Here is a 20,452-nt window from a genome sequence, read left to right as displayed (position 1 = left end):
GGGGGGGGGGGGGGGGGGGGGGTGGGGGGGGGGTGGGGGGGGGGTGGGGGGGGGTGGGGTGGTGTGTGGGTGGGGTGGTTGGGGGTTTGGGGGGGGGGGGATGGGTTGATCCGTTTTTGGGCAGCCAGGTGGGGGGGACGTCTGCCCAGGTGATGGGGGTGATGTTGAGGATGTGGTCGAGGCGGTAGTCGTACCAGGCGAGGGTGTCGGGGGTGTTGGGGGTTTGGCCGTAGGCGAAGAGGTAGGGGGCGCGTTGGCAGTAGTAGATGCAGACGGGGTAGGTAATGAGGTCGAATTCGGCTTGGTAGCGGCGGGCGCTGCGGTATTGCAGGCGGATGGGGGATGTGAGGGGGGCTTGCCAGAGTTGGTGGAGTTGCTGGAGGAAGTGGGTGAGTTGGTGGGAGAGGTCGCTCGACATGATGTTTTCGAGGTCGAGGATGAAGCGTTGTTGGCCGTTGATGGGGGTGCGTTGGTATTGGCGTTGGTTGCCGCTGCCTTGGGGGTGGAGCCAGCCGAGGGTGGCGAGGGTGGCGAAGTCGTTGCGCAGGGTACGATCGCTGATTTTGAAGGGGATTTCCTGGAGGCGTTGGGTCAGGTGGGGGGCTTCTTTGGGGTAGCGGTGGGTGTAGTCGATCGTCCAGGTGTGGAGGTCGATGGGGGTGTTTTTCAGGAGGGTGTGGGCGGTGTGGAGGGGGAAGCCGTTGGGGTAGTGGAGGTTGCGCCATTGGGCGGAGGTGAAGCTGGGGGGGAGGGGGTCGGTTTCTTCGCTGTATAGGGTTTGCAGGATCGTCCAGAGGCGGAGGGCTTTGGCGAGGTTGTTGGGTTGGTTGAGGGTGCCGGAGGTGAGGTGGCTGAGGAGGTCGATCGTGGGGGGATGGTCGAAGGTGGGGAACATGGTAAGGCGGAAACTGGAAATGATCGGGATGGGACGATCGTAGCGGATAGGTGGAAGGGAGGGGTTCCGGGAAAGTATGAAGTGTGAAGGCTGAAGTAGGAAAACGTCTTCTGTTTCAGCGTTCAGCGTTCCTACTTCTCACTTGTTCGGGAAAGGCTGAAGTAGGAAGGGCAATCAGGAAAGGCTGAAGTGTGAGTTCTCTTAGTTTCAGCGTTCAGCGTTCCTACTTTCTTGTTGTTTCTGTCCCCTTGCGGGGAGTGGGTCGTGAAACACGGTGTGTTTTTTCAAGAGTTGCAACAGGTCGAGATGTGTTTCTATCCCCTCGCGGGGAGTGGGTCGTGAAACTCTACCTCCCAGTCTCAGGCACAAGCAGCCGCTCTGTTTCTATCCCCTCGCGGGGAGTGGGTCATGAAACCATATGGCGACTCACCTTCAATGTGTTGGCAGTTTATTCGTTTCTATCCCCTCGCGGGGAGTGGGTCATGAAACCTGACCCCTATGGGGTTTGCCTAGGCTTAGCAGTTAAAACCGTTTCTATCCCCTCGCGGGGAGTGGGTCATGAAACAGCGTGTGATTCCCTCGAATCTTTTTTATTAGGAGTTGTGTTTCTATCCCCTCGCGGGGAGTGGGTCATGAAACCAGTTGAAGGTGCGGTGGATGGAATTTTGACTGGAACGTTTCTATCCCCTCGCGGGGAGTGGGTCATGAAACAGTTGAGTTTTCTCTAATTCGTTCGTCCTTCCTTCTCGGCGAAAGTTTCTATCCCCTCGCGGGGAGTGGGTCATGAAACCATCAAGCAAACGAGATTTGCGTATATTACGATCCGAATTTTAGAGTTTCTATCCCCTCGCGGGGAGTGGGTCATGAAACAACACCAGCAGAGATATTCGTGGTGGAATCGGTTTTGCAGGTTTCTATCCCCTCGCGGGGAGTGGGTCATGAAACTCGACTGAGCTTGTCTCAGTATACTGATCACAATCACCCGTTTCTATCCCCTCGCGGGGAGTGGGTCATGAAACCCTTCGTTCAGGGGGCTTTGCCCTGAGCCACTTTCAGAGGCTCAATCCACACAATAGATTTGTACTACCAAAAACAGCCTGGATTTAACCCCCAAAAATAACACTCTGACGACCAGAAAACTTATGCCGCAAAGCATACACACAATCCGACGAAGTTATGCGGTTTTCGAGGTTCTGACCGATCGCGTGGAAACAACTCCCACTCCATAATTCTACCGAGCTAACCAAAACTGTCAAGACCCGATCGGGAAAGGCTGAAGTGTGAATGCTGAAGTATGAAGGGCGATCGGGCAAGTATGAAGTGTGAAGGCTGAAGTATGAAGAGCGATCGGGAAAGGCTGAAGTGTGAAGGCTGAAGTAGGAAGGACGATCGGGAAAGGCTGAAGTGTGAAGGCTGAAGTGTGAAGGACGATCGGGAAAGGCTGAAGTCGGAATTCTCTTCGTTTCAGCGTTCAGCGTTCCTACTTCTCACTTTCCCCCCGTTTCTATCCCCTCGCGGGGAGTGGGTCATGAAACTGATTGGGATAATCTCCCAATCTGCGGATACTGTGAAAAGAGTTTCTATCCCCTCGCGGGGAGTGGGTCATGAAACGCAACGGTTGGAATGGGTTTCCAGCTCTCGCACTTCGGGTTGTTTCTATCCCCTCGCGGGGAGTGGGTCATGAAACTGTTCCTGTTTTCTTCGTGTGTTCCCTTGAAATCAATAGACTGTTTCTATCCCCTCGCGGGGAGTGGGTCATGAAACGGGGAAAAAATCCCCGGGAGACTTCATCATGGCTAATGTTTCTATCCCCTCGCGGGGAGTGGGTCATGAAACAACGGGTAACTGATAAACTGTTTGTAAAAACCTAGATAGGACGGTTTCTATCCCCTCGCGGGGAGTGGGTCATGAAACTAGAAAATAGCTTACTTTAGGAGAATCTACTATGAAACATAGTTTCTATCCCCTCGCGGGGAGTGGGTCATGAAACTGTTATATCATGAAAAGCTTCTCAAGGTGCAAAGGCCTCTGTTTCTATCCCCTCGCGGGGAGTGGGTCATGAAACCCTTCGTTCAGGGGGCCTTGCCCTCAGCGGGTTTCAGAAGCCAAATCGACGCAGGTCATTTTTGCTGTCAATAAGCCTAGCTAAACTGTCAATAAGAGCCGTGACTTAGAGCCCGAAACCCTTACAGGATAAGGCATCGACGCAGGTCAACGAAGTTATGCGGTTTTCAAGGATCGGAGGGGGTGCGTCGATTAGACGATACCAAAAAGATACCCCCTCTAGAGAAAAACGGCAAGCCCAACCCCACACCCGTCACCCAAACTTAAGCATCTCTTTAGACACCCAGAGGAAGCCATGTGGAATCTGAAAGCTGAAAATCATTTCCACCTTCCGCGTTCATCCTTTTGTTGCAGCATGCCTAGTTACAGTAAATCCTGAAACTGAAAATTTCGTAAATTGCGAAGGGGTGGCAGACTGACGATGGCTTGCTGGAATGCTGTACTTTCCTCAAATAAGTCGCGTAGGGAGAGAAGATGGATCTCGTATCGCTGTGTCAAATAAGGATCTTTGGCAAGGCGTTGGGCAAAGCCGGGGGTGTAGCCTGCACCAGAGAGCATGATTCCAATGTTGGCTTGGTGCAGGCCAACATTGCCATAGAATTCGGCTGCCCTTGAGGCATCCATCTTTTCTCGCTCTAATTTCGACTGGAAGTAGATGGATTTGCCATTGATTTCGCCTGTCCCATCACATCCCCCATCACGACCTATTTCGCCTGGGGTTAATCCTAAGTAAAGGGCAAAACGACGACCTAATTCGCCTTTCAAGGTGGTATCGGCAGAAACAATGCCGTTGATTAGGGCTTCGATCGCGAGAAAATCAGTCATGGATAGGAGGCGTATGGGAAAGAAGTCGATCGTAAAGTAGATTAATCCCAATAATGGCACATTGGTTAATGGATTGGCTCATGCCAACTTGTTCTAGTTTTTTAGTCGTTTCGAGGGAAAGCGTGATTTTGACGGGAAAGGTGGGGTTAGGCAAGTCATCTATCCAGAGGTCATTCAGCGTTGTATCAGACTCAATGATGTAACTACAGGTATAGTTAATTGCAGATTCTATAACTGTTCTTACAGATAATGTAAGACTATTAGCAAGCCGCTTTAATTTATGTCTACTCAGTTGATCAAACTCTAGTGTGATTTTCTCTAGTGTCTCTGTTTGATTAATGGATTCTATTCCCATTGAAATTGCATTTTGGGCGAGTGGGTCAAGAGATTGGGATTGTAGATTATTCATTGGTTTCATCTCCTAACAATTTTAAGAAATAGTCCAACAGGTGGGCTTGACCAGGATATTGCCAAATATATTTTTTGTCCTGGTAGATAGCAATCTGCATCAAATCTTGCAAGTCTGGAATCGCAGGGGCCGTTTTCCAGGAAAATCCATTCAATTCAGGCTTTTGGCGAATGGGTTCAATTTCAGCGGCATCTATACCGAGAGGTACAACGATCGTACGGGGGGTATAGCCAATTTTTTCCCCTAATTGCGCGACAACAGTTAATGTGCGCGGCAAATTTCTGAGGGCTTTCACCTTTTGGGAGCGGTTGATGGGGACAAAGATAAGGTCTGGCTGGCTACCTAAAATCATTTCGACAGAATTTTGCAATGCACTGTCCATGTCCAGTACGATATGGTCATACTGTTCTAATTTAGCGAGTCGTCGAACGGCCTCTCGTTTTCGGTTCCAGATAATTGAGATATCTTCACTAATGAAGATGTCTTTGTTCTGCTGCGGGAGTCGATCGCTATAAAATTGCCAGAAATCAGCTTGGTCGTCACAATCAATCAGTAACAAGCGAACCAGTTGGGTCTGTAAGGCACCTGCAATGTGGACTGCTAGTGTCGTTTTTCCTACACCTCCATCGTTATGGGTACAGAGAACAATCATACTTACCATTTTTATCTATCTATGGTTATCGTAGCGTATTAGGAGAAAGGCTGAAGGACGATCGGGCAAGTATGAAGGCTGAAGTATGAAGGGCGATCGGGAAAGGCTGAAGTGTGAAGGACGATCGGGAAAGGCTGAAGTATGAACGCTGAAGTAGGAAGGGCGATCGGGAAAGGAGGAAGTCGGAAGGCTGAAGTATGAAGGGCGATCGGGAAAGGCTGAAGTGTGAAGGCTGAAGTCGGAAGGACGATCGGGAAAGGCTGAAGTGTGAAGGGCGATCGGGAAAGGCTGAAGTGTGAAGGCTGAAGTAGAACAAAGTCTTTCATTTCAGCGTTCAGCGTTCCCACTTCCTACTTTCTTGTTGTTTCTATCCCCTCGCGGGGAGTGGGTCGTGAAACAACTTCTTGCTGATCAGATCGCGGCTGATGAATTGTTTCTGTCCCCTTGCGGGGAGTGGGTCGTGAAACCAGAGGAGACTTCTCTGAACTTGGCTGGTTGGATTGCTTTGTTTCTATCCCCTCGCGGGGAGTGGGTCGTGAAACTATCGGTTCGCAAGATACGACTGGGCCGATGACGGCGGATGGTTTCTATCCCCTCGCGGGGAGTGGGTCATGAAACCCGAGTGGAACCGTCGGCAGTCCCCAAGAATTGCTTTCTTGTTTCTATCCCCTCGCGGGGAGTGGGTCATGAAACCGAAAAAATCGGGGGTACCATCCCTGGGGACATTATCCTCGTTTCTATCCCCTCGCGGGGAGTGGGTCATGAAACACAAGAGCAGTGCGTCATTCTCCCCACTGACGGTGACTGGAAGACTCGTTTCTATCCCCTCGCGGGGAGTGGGTCATGAAACATGGGCGTGAGGTGAGCCGCCAGGCAATCGTTACCCGGTTTCTATCCCCTCGCGGGGAGTGGGTCATGAAACAGTACCAGGATGTAAGTTGCTGGTAACCCCTGCGATGAAGTTTCTATCCCCTCGCGGGGAGTGGGTCATGAAACTCCTAGGAAGTTGGCGTGAAAGCATCCTGCTTACCGTTTCTATCCCCTCGCGGGGAGTGGGTCATGAAACCCTTCGTTCAGGGAGCCTTGCCCTGAGCGGGTTTCAGAAGCCAAATCGACGCAGGTCATTTTTGCTGTCAATAAGCTCAACTAAACTGTCAATAAGAGCCTTGACCTAGAGCCCGAAACCCTTACAGGATAAGGCATCGACGCAGGTCAACGAAGTTATGCGGTTTTCAAGGATCGGAGGGGGTGCGTCGATTAGACGATACCAAAAAGATACCCCCTCTAGAGAAAAACGGCAAGCCCAACCCCACACCCATCACCCAAACTTAAGCATCTCTTTAGACAAAAAAAGAAAACGGAAGATAACCCTCATTCTCTCAGTTCCGCCTTCCTACTTCCGCCTTCCTACTTCAAGATCGGTACTCCCCCCTTCCAACCAGCCATTATCCTAATAAACAAGACAACCCCCTGACTCGCGAGGTCCCTATGTCCCCAGCCGATGCTTCCCCTTCCGCCCTCACCAAGCGCTCCGACTCCCCCGGCATCATCTCCCCCACCTCCCCCCTAGAATTCCTTGGCTTCGCCGCCATCAACGCCCTCATTGGCCTCATCTCCAACGCCAACCCGATCGGCCTCATCGCCGTCCCCCTCATTGCAGCGGGCTGGTGGCTCTACGATCGCCAACGCCAACGCGAAGCCCTGCGCCTGCGCGGCCTCTCCCTGACTAAAGAAATTCCCCAACCCGCCAAGGGCCTCATCCTGCTGGTCAGCCCCTACAGCCCCCGCAGCCAAACCCCCGCAGCCACCACGATCGCCGCTGGCATCGAGAAAATTATGACCAGCCCAACCGTCAACCAGACCGACTTTGAAGCCATTAACTTTTCTCAATCCAATCAACAACCGCAACTCAACGCGATCGACTATCACTACACCGCAGGCACCCTGCAAGAAGTTTGGTTACTGTCTAGCCCAGACTCCGCCCCCACCGCCCAACTCCTACAACGCTATCTCGATTGGAAATACCAACACACCATCACCATTCACCGCAAGCCACCCATCTTTGAATACGACTATGAACAAATTTTTCAAGTAACCAATCAAATTTTCCGAGAATCCCCCTTCAAAGAAGAACTCCTGATCGCCGATATCACCGGAGGCACCAAAATGATGAGTGTCGCGATCGCCATGGCCTGCATTGCCCCAAAACGCCGAATGCAATACATTGACATGGCCGAGCAACGCCCCGTGCGGCTGGACGTGGAACCGATTTTCTATGGCCGTGAAATCTAGAACTCTGCTAGTTGTTTGCGGGCCAGTTGGGCGTATTTTTTGACAGTTTCGTAGGGCAAATTCAGGTCAGCCGCGATCGCCTTGAGACTATCTCCCGTTTCTTGGCGAGCCACGATCGTAGCCCAGAGGTGGGCGATGTTTTTAGCCCGATCGCCGCCTTGACGTTTGCGAGTGCGAATGAATTGTTGTTCCAATTCCGCTGTACGAGTTTTGATCAACATTTTTCGGAGTTGGGAAACGTCCGTATCTAAATTGCTCGTCCCATTCTCACTAGAATTGTAAATACTGTTCTCCGCCGCCCGATCGCTGCTGTCATCAACGGAATTAAGGAACAGGTCGATCGCCGTGGGCATCCAGCCCAGACGGGTCTGACCCAGCCCGAAGGTGATTTTATGTCCAGTACCGAAGTAGGGCGCAGCTTGGATCAGGGCGTGAACCAGTTGGACATATTCCGGTTCCTGCTGGGCTTTGGGGGTGAGGCCGAGTTGGATGCTACCGATAAAGCCAGTGACAGAGCCTTGTTTGCCCGGTTGGACTTTGCGCGATCGGATATCATGGCGCAGCAACACAACGCATTCATTCACCCAGGCCAGGAACTCGTCTTGCTCAAACTCTAGGTGAGCAAAGGTATTCCAGCGGCGCAGGTAGCTATGGAAGAGGTTTTCTGGGATGGGCAGGGGCATGTGGTTGCCGTTTTTGCGGAAGCCGGTGGGGCTGAGGAAGGTGAGGCTGAGATCCGGTGGCGGGGGGCTGTCCCAGAGGGCTTCGTAGGTCGTGGCGGGCAGGGCAATTTGCCAGTTGAGGATTTGGAAGGGGGTGTTTTTTAGGGTGAGTTGCTGGGGTGGCTGGGTGAGCCACTGGCGCAGGGCTTGGCAAACGGGGGCGCAGAGGGCCGTGATGTGGCAGTGGTAGGTGTGGCTGCTGCTGAAGCTGAGGCTGCGATCGTGGGTTTGAATCTCACCGAGGAAGGCGGAGAGGGTGAAGGCTTTTTCGGTTTGGTTGTCGTGGAGGAAGGCGGAAATGTTGGGATCGATCGTGCGGATTTGATCGAGGAACCAGGCGTGTAACCAGTAGGTGTAGTTGCTGGGCAGGGTGCAGTTTTGCTGGGGTTGGAGGGTGAATTGAAGGCCAATAAGGTCGGGCTGGTTGGGCCAAGTGAGTGGAGGTTTTTGGGATTTTTTGGGGGGCTGGGGCATGGGGGATGGAAAGCGCAGGCGATTTATGCAAATTATAGCCATAGCCCATGAAGTTAGAATGGCGGTATGAAGTTAATCCATCTATGCGACAAATTCGATCCCCCTAAATCCCCCTTAATAAGGGGGACTTTAAGAGAATTTGGTCGAATTCCCCCCTTATTACTAGCGCAGCGGCGCGTAGCGCGGGGGCTAGGGGGGATCGGCTGGCTGGCAAGCAAAAATAAAACTATCCTAATTTACTTGGCTACAGCTATATCCCTGGTTCATTCACCCCCCTACCCGTTTACCCCCTACCCCTCTATCCACTTGGGACGTTACTTATACGCTACTCCCTTGGTAGCCTCTGGGGATTTGTTATGATGCTGAGGCGATCTTGTTATCCCCCTGTCCTATGCGCCGTCACTTCAATACCGCTGGCCCCTGTCAAGCTGACATCCACTACATGCTGCCAGCAACCGATCGATTGCCAAATTTAGAGCGCTTAATTGAGCAACGGAATTATTTTGTAATTCATGCGCCGCGCCAAACGGGTAAGACGACGGCGATGTTGTCGCTAGCGAAACAACTAATGGAATCAGGACGGTATACAGCGGTGATGGTTTCAGCGGAGGTGGGAGCACCCTTTCCCCATGATATTGGGCAGGCAGAGCTAGCGATTTTAGCATCTTGGCAACTGGCTATTCGAGTACGAGTACCCTCTGAGTTGCGCCCAGTCAATTGGCCCCCGATCGCTGAGGTTGGCAGTCGAATTCAGACGGCACTACAGGACTGGGCAGTTACAGCATCACGGCCATTGGTGGTGCTGATTGATGAGGTTGATTCCTTGCGGGATGAGTCCTTGCTTTCTGTTCTCAGACAATTACGATCGGGGTATCCCGATCGACCGGAGGGTTTTCCGCAATCGATCGGTCTCATTGGATTGCGGGATGTGCGGGATTATAAAATTGCGTCTGGTGGCAGTGAAAATCTGCATACGGCGAGTCCGTTTAATATTAAAGTTGAATCGCTAACGATTCGTAATTTTACAGCAGCCGAAGTGGCGGAACTCTATCATCAGCATACTCAAGATACGGGTCAAGTTTTCACTCCTGCAGCGTTGGCATTAGCGTATGAGCTAACGATGGGGCAGCCTTGGTTGGTCAATGCCTTGGCGCGACAATGTGTGGAGGTGGTTGTCCCTGATCCAACAAGAGCGATCGAACCGCAGCATATCCAAATTGCCAAGGAAAATTTAATTCGTCGGCAGGATACGCACCTCGACAGTTTGGCGGAAAGACTACGGGAACGGCGAGTGCGGGCTGTTTTGGAGCCAATGATGGCGGGGCGAGAGTTGGGTGAGTCGAGTGAAGAGGATCGTCGTTTTCTAATTGATTTGGGGTTGTTGCGACGGGAAAATCACGGTGGGTTGGTGGTGGCGAATCCGATTTATCGGGAGGTTTTGGTGCGTGTGTTGGCGCAGGGTCCCCAGGATAGTTTGCCGACGATTGCACCAACTTGGCTAACGGCGGCGGGGGCGTTGAATCTGGTGGCGTTGCGGGAGGCATTTATGGCGTTTTGGCTTCAGCATGGGGAGCCGTTGCTGAAGAGTGCCTTGTACCATGAAATTGCACCCCACTTAGTGTTGATGGCATTTTTACATCGGGTGGTGAATGGAGGCGGAATGCTAGAACGGGAGTATGCAATCGGTCGAGATCGGATGGATTTGTACCTGTGCTATGGCGCAGTGCGGTTGGGGATTGAAATTAAGGTGCAGCGGGATGATGGCCGGGATCAGTTGGCGCGCGGTTTGGAGCAAATTGACAAATATTTGGCGCGGATGGGGTTAGATTTTGGCTGGCTGGTGATTTTCGATCGACGGGAAGCAATCCCGCCCATACAAGAACGATTACGATCGGAAATTCATCAGACGGAATCGGGACGCGCGATCGATGTCATTTATGCGTAGCCGATCGGAAGAAAGGAGGAAGGGTGAACGCGGGAGTCGGAAAACATCTTTCATTTCAGCGTTCAGCGTTCCTACTTATTTTCGCCTTCCTCACACTACTGGTCAAGATGGCCATTAGTTCGTTGGCTTCTTCCATGAGTGGCTGTAAACGCTCTGATACCAAATTGATTAATTTGATGCTACAGATCCGATCGCCCCTAGCCCCCGCGCTACGCGCCGCTAACGCTAGAAAAAAAGGGGGGAATTTAGTAAAAATAGTTCAAAGTCCCCCTTATTAAGGGGGATTTAGGGGGATCAGACATCTCGTCGATCGCGTAGATTTGATCCCCCCCTAGCCCCCCGCGCTACGCGCCGCTAACGCTAGAAAAAAAGGGGGGAATTTAGTAAAAATAGTTCAAAGTCCCCCTTATTAAGGGGGATTTAGGGGGATCAGACATCTCGTCGATCGCGTAGATTTGATCCCCCCCTAGCCCCCCGCGCTACGCGCCGCTAACGCTAGAAAAAAAGGGGGGAATTTAGTAAAAATAGTTCAAAGTCCCCCTTATTAAGGGGGATTTAGGGGGATCTACCCTTCTAGCATAATCTCCCTAGCTGCCACGCGGACGACGGTGGGTTCTCCCCGTTTGCGGACGGTTTGACTCCACTCATGGGCACTGATGAAATTGAGAACGTGCAAAATGCCGATCGCCGCCTCAACAGCATCGTTGTCACCGCTCAGTTGGAGTTTGATTTTCTTGGTATAGCGAGTCATAGGTTTTCCTCAAAACGTGAAGTAAATGGACGAGGAAAACCCAAAAAGCTAGCCGCCCCGTTTTCTGACATGGCGAAACAGGGCGGCTTGGGGTGCTAAAATGCAATCCAGGTCACCATGCTGCTTAGGACAGCTTGGGGGCTTAGCGATCGTTTTGAGGGCCTTACGCTCAAGGCGATCGCGCTAGTTTTTCGGGCTGATTAGCAGCAGAGTTAGAATCTCCGATTGCTGCTTAACTATAGCAATGTAGCGGCGATCTCTTCCCCCGTCAACCGTACAGGGTGGTTAAGTTTTGTAGCGCGATCAAAGAACATCAGTAAATTGAAAACATCGTCGATCGCGTAGATTTGATCCCCCCCTAGCCCCCCTTAAAAAGGGGGGGAATATAGAGCCGATCCCCCCTAACCCCCTTAAAAAGGGGGGAATTTAGCCAAATTAGTTCAAAGTCCCCCTTTTGAAGGGGGATTTAGGGGGATCGAGCATTCGCGATCGACGATGTTTTAAATCTATTGCATTAAACGACAATCAACCTATCAAATACGATTCCCCCAGCGATTGTTTTTCTACTTCTCCCGCCTACACCAAAAGCATTTAAAACGAATTTATCCAATTGCTCTTTTTTCCTACGAACAACCGAAGGAAGCAGCTCAAAATCAGTACAGTGTAGAATTTCCCAACTTGAAGGTGTTGGAATTTAACTTTGCGTCGATTCAGTTAAATCAGTTGAACTGGCGGGACTTTCTCAATCGCCCGAATCCGGTGGCAGCGGCCTTAATGGCAAAGATGGCGATCGAGGAGCGCGATCGACCGAAGGTGAAGGCGGAATGTTTGCGGCTGTTGGTGACGCTGAAGTTGAATCCGGCTAAGAGTCAGTTGATTTCCCAGTTTGTGGATAGCTATCTGCGCTTGACGGCACAGGAAGAGAAACGGTTTCAGGCTGAAATTGATAAACTAGAGGTACGGGAAAAGGAGGCGATTATGGAAACGATGACCAGTTGGGAAGAAAAGGGGATGGAAAAAGCGACCCAGACGATCGCGCTGAATATGCTCCGTAAAAAGCTGCCTATGGAGACGATTGCTGAAGTCACTGGCTTGACCATCGAACAGATCCAAGCGCTGCAAGCTCAACTTACGGATCAGTAAAGGTGGAGAATTAAGGGGCGATCTCCTAATACCAGTGGATAGCTATCTACGATTGACTGCGCAGGAAGAGCAACGGTTTCAGGCTGAAATTGATAAACTAGAGGTACGGGAAAAGGAGGCGATTATGGAGACGATGACCAGTTGGGAAGAAAAGGGGATGGAAAAAGCGACCCAGACGATCGCACTGAATTTACTTCGTCAAAAGCTGCCTGTGGAGACGATTGCTGAAGTCACTGGCTTGACCATCGAACAGATCCAAGCGCTGCAAGCTCAACTTACGGATCAGTAAAGGTGGAGAATTAAGGGGCGATCGCGCAGTTCTATATATCAAATGCCATAACCAGATTGTAGAGTCCGATGTAATACCGAATTGATTAATCAATGCTACAGATCCGATCGCCCCTAGCCCCCGCGCTACGCGCCGCTGCGCTAGAAAAAAGCGATTATCTTAAATGTCAAGTCCGTTATGCGATCCCATAACGGACAGACCTCTCGCCCTAGACAAGAATTTGGCGCAACAATCTAACCCTAAGTCATAGTTAGAGTCTTACTCAACAGCTCGAAACACAAAACGTTAAAACCAGATCAACCGTTAACCTTCCTCAGTCGCTAAAATAGCAGGCTGCCAAGGTTTGCCATCTCGAATCATGGCATTGAGAATTCGTAATAACTTGTGCATACAAGCCGTTAAAGCTGCCTTCTTTGCCTTCCCCTGGGACACAAGTCGGGCATAGAAGGCTTTCAAAACTGGGTTGTGTTGTACGGCAACCAGTGATCCCATGTACAGTGAAGCCCGAACATTGGCTCGTCCCCCCCAAATGGTGCGAGCCCCCCGGTATTTGCCACTATCTCGGTTGAGCGGAGCAACCCCAACCAAGGCGCTAATGCGTTTATCACTGACTTGTCCCAACTCAGGTAAAGCGGCGATGAGGGTGGTTGCAATCACTTTGCCAATCCCTGGCACACTCGTCAGCAGAGCCATGCGTGATCGCCATTGGTCATGAGCCTGACTGAGTTGCTCAATTTCATCATCGAGTTGACGAATGCGTTTCTCTAACCACTCCACATGCTCATCGACATCCTGCCGCATCTTACCGCGTAGACTACTCTGACGGTTCTTCTCAGCCGTTAACATCTCGACCAGTTGACGACGACGAGTGACGGATTCTTGTAGGGCTTGTTCATGAGCACTGGCTAGAATAGTGATGGCAGGTTGCATCGCTTCACCAAAGTGCGCTAGCACCGCCGCATCAATTCGATCTGTTTTGGCCAACTTGCCACTGGCTTTGGCAAAATCTCGGGCTTGTCGAGGATTGATGATAGCAATGGCAAACCCTTGTTTTTGCAGGGCTTGAGCAACTTCAAGTTCTAGTCCTCCAGTCGCTTCTAAAATCACTTGTTGGATTTTGAACCCTTGCAGTTGTTTGATCAATTCAATGATTCCACTGGCTTGATTTTTGACTTGAAACTGCTGACCACTGGGTCGAAGATAAACATCTAAGTTCGCTTTACTGACATCAATACCCACCCATTGTGATTGCTGCTCCATAAGAAAACCTCCATCAGATACCATCGGTCGAAGGCTGCGCTCTTCCTTGCTCCATGCGGACTTAGAAGTCCAGGCGATTTTACGAGTTCTCAGCACTTCGAGGACTGTGGCGACCCAAGCTTTTTTACGGTTTTGAGAAACCTAAGGGGGAGCGGTCTACCACTACTCTTAAGATACAAGGGGGGAATTCAGGCAAATTCTTTCAAAGCTCCCCTTTTTCTTGGCATAGCCTCTCCGAAGGAGATAGGGGGATTTGGGGGGAGCGTTATGTGTTGCAATCACTAGTTGATTTGGTATGAAGCGGTTCAAGAATTAGTCATTCAGGTTGATGTCTTCTTCTAGATTCACTTCATAGTCCTCCTCTAGCTTCAGGTTATCTGTTGTACTCAGTCCGTTGAGCGCATTCAAACGTCATAGGGAATCACCCATTGCCAAGTGGGAGTGTGCTTCAGCACCTTGTGGGCAGTAGCTTTTGCAGATTTGCGTGCCACCTTGGGTTGGAATGGGAAGTGAGTGAGAAAAAAGAACCCTGCATCAGTCCAACTCATGCAGGGTCAGTAATCAGGCAGTGAGCATGGCTGTATAGCGCAAGTTTCTGTCCCCTTGCGGGGAGTGGGTAATGAAACCTGAGCAAGATTAAGTGCTCGCTCCACATCTCTGATACGATTCGTTTCTGTCCCCTTGCGGGGAGTGGGTAATGAAACACCCCGTCAGTGCAAAAAACCGCCATTACCGAAGGTAGTTTCTGTCCCCTTGCGGGGAGTGGGTAATGAAACAAAAGAGGGTCGCAAAGATGTGGGCGGGGTCATTGTTGCCGAGTTTCTGTCCCCTTGCGGGGAGTGGGTAATGAAACAGTACCAATTCTCAGAGTACCAATTAAGGTTTCTGTCTCCTTGCGGGGAGTGGGTAATAAAACACTAGATATTACCGATCCTGGCATCTTCCAATTCGGGGTGGTGGTGGTTTCTGTCCCCTTGCGGGGAGTGGGTAATGAAACGACTGGATTAATTCGGTCATCAGCTTCAATTGAAGGTCGTTTCTGTCCCCTTGCGGGGAGTGGGTAATGAAACGTAAACTCTTTATGGAGAAAATCCATGAGTCGCACATCGTTTCTGTCCCCTTGCGGGGAGTGGGTAATGAAACCAGCCAATACGAGCAACAGCTCAAGTTGCAGCCACAACAAAGGTTTCTGTCCCCTTGCGGGGAGTGGGTAATGAAACAGTAGTTCACAAGGAATTTAGGATGAAATACCCTACAAGTTTCTGTCCCCTTGCGGGGAGTGGGTAATGAAACCGCTCCCGTTGCTGGTTGCCAGATCGATCTCGTCTGTGAGGTTTCTGTCCCCTTGCGGGGAGTGGGTAATGAAACTATAGTCCTAGGAGGGCTAGAAACATGACTGCTACTTGTTTCTGTCCCCTTGCGGGGAGTGGGTAATGAAACACACTTGTAATAAAACTGAAAAACTAGGAGAATGAAGTGTTTCTGTCCCCTTGCGGGGAGTGGGTAATGAAACCTGTTCAAAGATTCGTTCTGGTGTTAGCAGGAATAGTATTGTTTCTGTCCCCTTGCGGGGAGTGGGTAATGAAACAGTCTCAAGGTAAGAAACGCGCAACAGCTAAACATCTAGCACAAGGTTTCTGTCCCCTTGCGGGGAGTGGGTAATGAAACACAATCAACGCTTTAAGAATGGTGAATTCATCTTCGCAAAGGTTTCTGTCCCCTTGCGGGGAGTGGGTAATGAAACGGAGTGGGCGTTAAAACTCCCTTCTTCTAGTCCAGTACCTGTTTCTGTCCCCTTGCGGGGAGTGGGTAATGAAACAACGGCAACAACAATCCAGTAACCCTCGATCAGCGGTTTCTGTCCCCTTGCGGGGAGTGGGTAATGAAACACGAACACATTCTATTACACTCTGAAAAACTGGTGGAGTAGTTTCTGTCTCCTTGCGGGGAGTGGGTAATGAAACCCTTCGCTTAGGGAGCCTTGCCCTGAGCGGACTTGAGAAGGCAAATCCACACAATAGGTTTGTACTAATCAATAAAGCCTGTTTTAAGGTCAATAAAGGCAAAGGCAGTTTCCTAAAACCCTTGCAGAATAAGGCTCACACACAATCCAACGAAGTTATGCGGTTTTCAAGGTTCTGTCGGATTGCGTGGGAAGAACCCTCACCCCATAATTCTACCGAGCTACCTAAAACTGTCAACCCCTAGCCCATCCCCAAAAAAGCTAAATTATGTAAACTTTGGGCGGTTCCTCCGGTGGTGGACTCCCCAAGGTCAACGTTCTAGCCACAGCATCCTTCGGAATCCAATAAAATCGCACATTATCTTCACCTTCCTTCACACGCCATCGCACTTTGTCATAAAGTAGCCTCATCTCATCCAACGACAAAAAACACTCAAACACCGAATACTGCACCCGCCGCCCATACCCCTCCAAAAACTTCGCCAACCTCTGGAAAGGATGAAGTGTGAACGCTGAAGTATGAACAAAGATCGTTTCTCATAGCATCACTAGAACTGTAAATTCTCTTAATTTCAGCGTTCCTACTTCCTACTTCCTAGAAAGGCTGAAGTATGAAGGCTGAAGTGTGAATTCTCTTAGTTTCCGCGTTCAGCCTTCAGCCTTCCTACTTATTTTCGCCTTCCTCACACTACTGGTTAAGATGGCCATTAGTTCGTTGGCTTCTTCCATGAGTGGCTGTAAACGCTCTGAGGAGATGATTTCGGCTTCAGTGAGGAGTTCTAGCCAGTAGATGGTTTCTTCGAGTTCTTGGGTGCCGCCTTCAATTTTGCTGATGAATTCGGCGATCGATCGGGCACGTTTTGCTTCTCGATAATGCGCACCCACTGAGGTGCCACTGCGCAAGACTTGTTTGCCGATTACTTGGGCTTCAGTGGTTTTGGGCAAGGCGGTGTAGACCTTGATGATTCTCAGGGCAAAGGCTTTTGTGCGATCGCGAAGGTCAAACATAAATAAGAAAGGCTGAAGTCGGAACGCGGAACGCGGAAGTGGGTAGGAATGGTAGACATGCTTAGGATACCCGGAGTTTGTTTGAAATAAACGGGGAAGAAAGGCGGAAGTAGGAAGTAGGAACGCTGAAGTCGAAAGGACGATCGGGAAAGGCGGAAGGATGAACGCTGAAGTCGAAAGGACGATCGGGAAAGGCGGAATTCTGAATTCTCTTAGTTTCTGCGTTCAGCGTTCCTACTTCCTAGAAAGGCTGAAGTGTGAACGCTGAAGTGTGAATTCTTGTAGTTTCCGCGTTCAGCGTTCTTACTTCCTACTTTCTTGTTGTTTCTATCCCCTCGCGGGGAGTGGGTCATGAAACTCGCAGTCTTGAGGTGAAAACCCAAGAAGGCGAAAGCAGTTTCTATCCCCTCGCGGGGAGTGGGTCATGAAACTCGCTCCATCTAACGTCGTGCAAGGCACAAGTGGAGTTTTGTTTCTATCCCCTCGCGGGGAGTGGGTCATGAAACTTATAGAATTCCGATTTTATCTATGACCCCAGCTGTTGTTGAGTTTCTATCCCCTCGCGGGGAGTGGGTCATGAAACGGTGGGCAGCGAACAGGTGATTACTCGGGGGCAAATAAGGGTTTCTATCCCCTCGCGGGGAGTGGGTCATGAAACACCCCCCTGGAATTTAACGTTCCAGTTGGGTTTGGTGAAGTTTCTATCCCCTCGCGGGGAGTGGGTCATGAAACATTTGGCACAAAAGCTCATCCTGAAAACCTTCAATCTGTGAAGTTTCTATCCCCTCGCGGGGAGTGGGTCATGAAACTAGTATTACTGTCATTACTTCTGTTGTTTTCTATGTCGTGTTTCTATCCCCTCGCGGGGAGTGGGTCATGAAACCTACTGGTAGTCTTTCTGGTGCAGAAGCTACGGTTAAAGGGTTTCTATCCCCTCGCGGGGAGTGGGTCATGAAACTCCATGGCTTTTAGTCTTGGAACACGGGGTGTTGATGAGAAGCGGTTTCTATCCCCTCGCGGGGAGTGGGTCATGAAACAACCTCTTTCGGAGAAAAAAATCATGAAAGTCTCAAAGTTTCTATCCCCTCGCGGGGAGTGGGTCATGAAACTCTACAAAACTGGAAGAAACTTTAGAACGCATGCAATCGTTTCTATCCCCTCGCGGGGAGTGGGTCATGAAACTGGTTAGCTTCTCCTAAAGATTTGCCCGAACTGCCCTCGTGTTTCTATCCCCTCGCGGGGAGTGGGGCATGAAACACTACTACGGGGATCGGCGCAATGACTGGGATCTTTCCTGTTTCTATCCCCTCGCGGGGAGTGGGTCATGAAACAAGAGATTATTGCAGACGTTGTGATTGGAGAACACGAGTTTCTATCCCCTCGCGGGGAGTGGGTCATGAAACACTGGTGGTGCTACTTCGACAATGAACACTGGTGGAAATGTTTCTATCCCCTCGCGGGGAGTGGGTCATGAAACGCAACATTGCAGTTGATGGCTTAAACCCTAGTGTCGCAGTTTCTATCCCCTCGCGGGGAGTGGGTCATGAAACAGTGGAATGAGCGTGACGCTAGCATTCGTGGTCAACAGGTTTCTATCCCCTCGCGGGGAGTGGGTCATGAAACCCTGCTTACCGAGCGGGAAATAACTCAATACCAGGGTTTTGTTTCTATCCCCTCGCGGGGAGTGGGTCATGAAACTTGAAATTCATAGAATTCAAGGAGTTTTTTTATGTACGGCTGTTTCTATCCCCTCGCGGGGAGTGGGTCATGAAACCCTTCGTTCAGGGGGCCTTGCCCTCAGCGGGTTTCAGAAGCCAAATCGACGCAGGTCATTTTTGCTGTCAATAAGCTCAGCTAAACTGTCAATAAGAGCCTTGACTTAGAGCCCGAAACCCTTACAGGATAAGGCATCGACGCAGGTCAACGAAGTTATGCGGTTTTCAAGGATCGGAGGGGGTGCGTCGATTAGACGATACCAAAACGATAGTCTGTATAGAGAAAAAGTGCAAGGGGGATCCAGAGCTAATTCCCTATGCTTAAGGAATTATTTAGAATCTACGGGACGATCGGGAAAGGATGAAGTGTGAACGCTGAAGTATGAACAAAGATCATTTCTCATAGCATCACTAGAACTGTAAATTCTCTTAATTTCAGCGTTCCTACTTCCTACTTCCTACCTCAGTGTTCCGCCTTCCCACTTCAGCGTTCCGCCTTCCTACTTCCTACTTCCTTTCCACCTTTGTAATACCGCATCACCCGTCCCGTCCAGCCCAGCACCTCCAACAACCGCTGCGGCTCCCCTCGATAATCCTCCAAAAACTCCTCAAACCCCTCACAAATCTCCTCATAATGCACCGTCGTTTGATTACTCCGCTGCATCGCCGCCCCATTCATCTTCAACACCCGCACATACTCAAACATCCGATAGCCCGCCATCGCCTCCCCCCGCTGAATCAACTGCCGCAAATAACTCACCAAACGGCGCACCTCCGTATCATCCGTCCGCTGCTCTACCCAGTACCGAGCCAGCCTGTCCACCACCTGCCAATCTCGCTTTTTCATCAATCAATCCTCCTAATAAATCCCTTCGATCGGCTCCCGATCGGTCGGAAATTTCAAAATCTCCACCAACTGCTCAAGCTGCGGTTTTTGAATTAACTCCTGATGCGCGATCGTAATATGCTGTCGCATCACCGCGTGCAACCTCTTCCCCGTTAACCAATCAGGCTTCACAACGTAATCTGCATAGCGCCTAGCCTGCAATTCTTTCCCATTACTAATTTCAGCCTGAGTCACCTCCACACTCACCGTCCCCAATCCCAACGGTTTAGCCGCCCCCAGCTTCAACGCAAAACGATACTTCTCATCCAACCCCAACGCCACCAGCAGCGCCCCCAAATCCGCCGACTCCAAATTCTTAAACCGAATCTGCGTCGTCAACTGCGCCCCTGCCATCACCGCCTGAATCGGAATACTGCCCCCCTCCGCCAACCGCCGCCCATGGTAATAAAACTTCCGCCCCCGCGCCATTCCCGCCGCATCCTCATAACCCGGCCCCAACTGCGGTGCAAACAACGGCTGCACCCGCACAATACTCGGCGCACGATCGGCCACCGCATCCCCAATCTCCACCAAGCCCTGGAACCCCATCGCCCCAAACACCCGACTCGCCGGACACAATTCCAAAGATGGGTTTTTCCGATCATTAAAAGCTTTCATTGGTAGGCGAGATCGATCTACTCGACAATCTTTATTAGGTTTCGTTCCCAGAGTACTATTCGTAATCGCCTCATACACCGATCGAACACAACCCTTCAACGAACTCCCCTGAATAATCCACTGCCCATTGCGCTGCACCAACGGCCCCACCAACGGCTCATCCACCCCCACATCCCGCCCCAACACAATATTCCCTGTCGAACTATGCAGAGCCGTCTCCACCGTCAGCCGCACCTGCAACACCCCATGGAAGCGATCGTCCCGCCAGCGATCGTGCCCCACCAACTCTTTCTTCTTCGGAGCCTCCCCAGGAAAACTCACAAAATCAAAGGCTTTCGGCTGATCGTCCTGCCTCGCCATAACCCACCTCCCAAAAACAAGCAACAACGCAAATCAAACTAGATAAATCCAATCCCAAAATCAAAGCAAATTCAACGATAATTCCTTAAAAATCTGCTTATCAATTTAAATCGAGTCATAAAATAAGCAATACCTTTCTCAAAGTCCCCCTTACCAAGGGGGATTGAGGGGGATCAACACA

At 50.7% G+C, this 20,452-nt stretch carries 17 protein-coding genes and 5 CRISPR repeat arrays; of the genes, 4 read left to right on the top strand and 13 right to left on the bottom strand.

All coding sequences use genetic code 11. The annotated features are described in order from the left end of the window. The 5 genes from ACN4EG_RS17175 to ACN4EG_RS17155 all read right to left on the bottom strand — a co-directional run. Window positions 1-895 (bottom strand): TIGR03985 family CRISPR-associated protein (locus ACN4EG_RS17175; RefSeq protein WP_431631260.1); only part of this gene is annotated, 895 nt, incomplete at its 3' end. A 236-nt stretch (window positions 896-1,131) separates the two neighbouring features. Further along, window positions 1,132-1,914: a CRISPR direct-repeat array (repeat unit 35 nt; unit sequence GTTTCTATCCCCTCGCGGGGAGTGGGTCATGAAAC). 480 nt (window positions 1,915-2,394) lie between these two features. Beyond that, window positions 2,395-2,960: direct repeats of the CRISPR family, unit length 35 nt; unit sequence GTTTCTATCCCCTCGCGGGGAGTGGGTCATGAAAC. Window positions 2,961-3,322: 362 nt separating this feature from the next. Then, the gene (locus ACN4EG_RS17170; protein WP_431631257.1) at window positions 3,323-3,784 is read right to left on the bottom strand and encodes a hypothetical protein; all 462 of its coding nucleotides are present in this window, start codon (window positions 3,782-3,784) and stop codon (window positions 3,323-3,325) included. After that, window positions 3,777-4,193, bottom strand: coding sequence for a hypothetical protein (locus ACN4EG_RS17165; protein WP_431631255.1), 417 nt, complete (start codon window positions 4,191-4,193; stop codon window positions 3,777-3,779). Before ACN4EG_RS17165 ends, ACN4EG_RS17170 begins: the two co-directional genes overlap by 8 nt. Continuing rightward, a complete protein-coding gene (locus ACN4EG_RS17160; RefSeq protein ID WP_431631254.1) occupies window positions 4,186-4,854 on the bottom strand; it encodes a ParA family protein in 669 nt (222 codons plus the stop codon). The genes ACN4EG_RS17165 and ACN4EG_RS17160 overlap by 8 nt, the downstream gene beginning before the upstream one ends. 29 nt (window positions 4,855-4,883) lie before the next feature. Continuing rightward, window positions 4,884-5,171 carry a hypothetical protein gene (locus ACN4EG_RS17155; protein WP_431631252.1) on the bottom strand — a complete coding sequence of 96 codons (288 nt, stop codon included), beginning with the start codon at window positions 5,169-5,171 and terminating at the stop codon, window positions 4,884-4,886. A 37-nt stretch (window positions 5,172-5,208) separates the two neighbouring features. Then, a CRISPR array of direct repeats spans window positions 5,209-5,911; the repeat unit is 35 nt; unit sequence GTTTCTATCCCCTCGCGGGGAGTGGGTCATGAAAC. Between the two features lie 422 nt (window positions 5,912-6,333). Here ACN4EG_RS17155 and ACN4EG_RS17150 point away from each other — a divergent pair. Beyond that, window positions 6,334-7,137: a hypothetical protein gene (locus tag ACN4EG_RS17150; RefSeq protein ID WP_431631250.1), complete on the top strand. Its 804-nt coding sequence runs from the start codon at window positions 6,334-6,336 to the stop codon at window positions 7,135-7,137. On the opposite strand, the gene cas6 is transcribed toward ACN4EG_RS17150, so the two are convergent. Further along, window positions 7,134-8,375 (bottom strand): CRISPR-associated endoribonuclease Cas6, encoded by a 1,242-nt coding sequence (gene cas6 / locus ACN4EG_RS17145; protein WP_431631249.1) that lies wholly within the window; start codon window positions 8,373-8,375, stop codon window positions 7,134-7,136. The two genes, ACN4EG_RS17150 and cas6, sit on opposite strands and share 4 nt — an antisense overlap. Before the next feature lie 349 nt (window positions 8,376-8,724). Here cas6 and ACN4EG_RS17140 point away from each other — a divergent pair, with 349 nt between their 5' ends. Further along, window positions 8,725-10,278 (top strand): ATP-binding protein, encoded by a 1,554-nt coding sequence (locus tag ACN4EG_RS17140; protein ID WP_431631248.1) that lies wholly within the window; start codon window positions 8,725-8,727, stop codon window positions 10,276-10,278. Window positions 10,279-10,843: 565 nt separating this feature from the next. Here ACN4EG_RS17140 and ACN4EG_RS17135 read toward each other — a convergent pair. After that, window positions 10,844-11,029: a hypothetical protein gene (locus ACN4EG_RS17135; RefSeq protein ID WP_431631247.1), complete on the bottom strand. Its 186-nt coding sequence runs from the start codon at window positions 11,027-11,029 to the stop codon at window positions 10,844-10,846. Window positions 11,030-11,584: 555 nt separating this feature from the next. On the opposite strand from ACN4EG_RS17135, the gene ACN4EG_RS17130 reads away from it, so the two are divergent. Both ACN4EG_RS17130 and ACN4EG_RS17125 read left to right on the top strand, forming a co-directional pair. Further along, window positions 11,585-12,172, top strand: coding sequence for an RpnC/YadD family protein (locus tag ACN4EG_RS17130; protein ID WP_431631244.1), 588 nt, complete (start codon window positions 11,585-11,587; stop codon window positions 12,170-12,172). A 34-nt stretch (window positions 12,173-12,206) separates the two neighbouring features. Then, window positions 12,207-12,461 (top strand): RpnC/YadD family protein, encoded by a 255-nt coding sequence (locus ACN4EG_RS17125; RefSeq protein WP_431631243.1) that lies wholly within the window; start codon window positions 12,207-12,209, stop codon window positions 12,459-12,461. Window positions 12,462-12,764: 303 nt separating this feature from the next. Here ACN4EG_RS17125 and ACN4EG_RS17120 read toward each other — a convergent pair whose 3' ends face one another. The 6 genes from ACN4EG_RS17120 to ACN4EG_RS17095 all read right to left on the bottom strand — a co-directional run bounded on the left by ACN4EG_RS17120 (window position 12,765) and on the right by ACN4EG_RS17095 (window position 20,271). Continuing rightward, entirely contained in the window at window positions 12,765-13,721 is a 957-nt protein-coding gene (locus tag ACN4EG_RS17120) for an IS110 family RNA-guided transposase (RefSeq protein WP_431631241.1), read from the bottom strand. Window positions 13,722-14,125: 404 nt separating this feature from the next. Next, entirely contained in the window at window positions 14,126-14,269 is a 144-nt protein-coding gene (locus tag ACN4EG_RS17115) for a hypothetical protein (RefSeq protein ID WP_431631240.1), read from the bottom strand. A gap of 43 nt (window positions 14,270-14,312) precedes the next feature. Continuing rightward, a CRISPR array of direct repeats spans window positions 14,313-15,685; the repeat unit is 35 nt. 260 nt (window positions 15,686-15,945) lie between these two features. Beyond that, window positions 15,946-16,170 carry a CRISPR-associated endonuclease Cas2 gene (gene cas2, locus ACN4EG_RS17110; RefSeq protein ID WP_431631238.1) on the bottom strand — a complete coding sequence of 75 codons (225 nt, stop codon included), beginning with the start codon at window positions 16,168-16,170 and terminating at the stop codon, window positions 15,946-15,948. Between the two features lie 162 nt (window positions 16,171-16,332). After that, window positions 16,333-16,692, bottom strand: coding sequence for a four helix bundle protein (locus tag ACN4EG_RS17105; protein WP_431631236.1), 360 nt, complete (start codon window positions 16,690-16,692; stop codon window positions 16,333-16,335). 322 nt (window positions 16,693-17,014) lie between these two features. Beyond that, window positions 17,015-18,466: direct repeats of the CRISPR family, unit length 35 nt; unit sequence GTTTCTATCCCCTCGCGGGGAGTGGGTCATGAAAC. Window positions 18,467-18,891: 425 nt separating this feature from the next. Further along, window positions 18,892-19,254 carry a hypothetical protein gene (locus ACN4EG_RS17100; protein ID WP_431631234.1) on the bottom strand — a complete coding sequence of 121 codons (363 nt, stop codon included), beginning with the start codon at window positions 19,252-19,254 and terminating at the stop codon, window positions 18,892-18,894. Window positions 19,255-19,266: 12 nt separating this feature from the next. Further along, on the bottom strand, window positions 19,267-20,271 hold the full coding sequence (locus tag ACN4EG_RS17095) for an RAMP superfamily CRISPR-associated protein (protein ID WP_431631233.1): 1,005 nt from the start codon (window positions 20,269-20,271) through the stop codon (window positions 19,267-19,269). Window positions 20,272-20,452 lie beyond the last annotated feature (181 nt).

It is taken from the genome of Alkalinema pantanalense CENA528 (assembly GCF_050753345.1).
Taxonomy (GTDB): Bacteria; Cyanobacteriota; Cyanobacteriia; order Leptolyngbyales; family Leptolyngbyaceae; genus Alkalinema; species Alkalinema pantanalense.
The sequence above is the reverse complement of the archived record's forward strand: the minus strand, read 5'-3'. Positions and strand labels throughout refer to the sequence as shown.

Coding starts and splice junctions, on each gene's coding strand:
- ACN4EG_RS17120 (WP_431631241.1), bottom strand. CDS start 13,721: ATGGAGCAGCAATCACAATGGGTGGGTATTGATGTCAGTAAAGCGAAC.
- ACN4EG_RS17155 (WP_431631252.1), bottom strand. CDS start 5,171: ATGAAAGACTTTGTTCTACTTCAGCCTTCACACTTCAGCCTTTCCCGA.
- ACN4EG_RS17160 (WP_431631254.1), bottom strand. CDS start 4,854: ATGGTAAGTATGATTGTTCTCTGTACCCATAACGATGGAGGTGTAGGA.
- ACN4EG_RS17115 (WP_431631240.1), bottom strand. CDS start 14,269: ATGAGTTGGACTGATGCAGGGTTCTTTTTTCTCACTCACTTCCCATTC.
- cas6 (WP_431631249.1), bottom strand. CDS start 8,375: ATGGCTATAATTTGCATAAATCGCCTGCGCTTTCCATCCCCCATGCCC.
- ACN4EG_RS17170 (WP_431631257.1), bottom strand. CDS start 3,784: ATGACTGATTTTCTCGCGATCGAAGCCCTAATCAACGGCATTGTTTCT.
- ACN4EG_RS17135 (WP_431631247.1), bottom strand. CDS start 11,029: ATGACTCGCTATACCAAGAAAATCAAACTCCAACTGAGCGGTGACAAC.
- ACN4EG_RS17095 (WP_431631233.1), bottom strand. CDS start 20,271: ATGGCGAGGCAGGACGATCAGCCGAAAGCCTTTGATTTTGTGAGTTTT.
- ACN4EG_RS17100 (WP_431631234.1), bottom strand. CDS start 19,254: ATGAAAAAGCGAGATTGGCAGGTGGTGGACAGGCTGGCTCGGTACTGG.
- ACN4EG_RS17140 (WP_431631248.1), top strand. CDS start 8,725: ATGCGCCGTCACTTCAATACCGCTGGCCCCTGTCAAGCTGACATCCAC.
- ACN4EG_RS17165 (WP_431631255.1), bottom strand. CDS start 4,193: ATGAATAATCTACAATCCCAATCTCTTGACCCACTCGCCCAAAATGCA.
- ACN4EG_RS17105 (WP_431631236.1), bottom strand. CDS start 16,692: ATGTTTGACCTTCGCGATCGCACAAAAGCCTTTGCCCTGAGAATCATC.
- ACN4EG_RS17150 (WP_431631250.1), top strand. CDS start 6,334: ATGTCCCCAGCCGATGCTTCCCCTTCCGCCCTCACCAAGCGCTCCGAC.